This window comes from Mesorhizobium delmotii, assembly GCF_900149755.1.
Classification (GTDB): domain Bacteria; phylum Pseudomonadota; class Alphaproteobacteria; order Rhizobiales; family Rhizobiaceae; genus Mesorhizobium; species Mesorhizobium delmotii.
Genome location: NZ_FUIG01000026.1, coordinates 1 through 288 on the forward strand (window position 1 = coordinate 1; position 288 = coordinate 288).

The 288-nt window shown below is 68.1% G+C and carries 1 protein-coding gene; it reads right to left on the reverse strand.

Going from position 1 to position 288, the window contains the following annotated elements:
- Positions 1-288, reverse strand: a 288-nt coding sequence (locus BQ8482_RS16700) for a transposase (protein WP_208867740.1), incomplete at both ends; no start/stop codon positions are given.

The following is a 288-nucleotide window of genomic DNA, read 5'->3' on the forward strand; positions in this document are numbered from 1 at the left end:
TGGTCGGCGACGGCGCGCCATTGGGTGCTGGCGGCCTCGGCCGTCTCCTGGGCGAAGGCGGTGGCGATGAAGGCCGAAACGACGCGGCGGCCGCTCTTGCCGGCATGCGCCAGCACGTTCCTCATGAAATGGACCCGGCAGCGCTGCCATGTCGCGCACAGCACCTTGGTGACGGCCGCCTTGATGCCTTCATGGGCATCGGAAACAACGAGCTTGACGCCGCGCAGGCCGCGACGGGTCAGCTTGCGCAAAAACTCCGTCCAGATCGGCTCGGCCTCAGACGTGCCG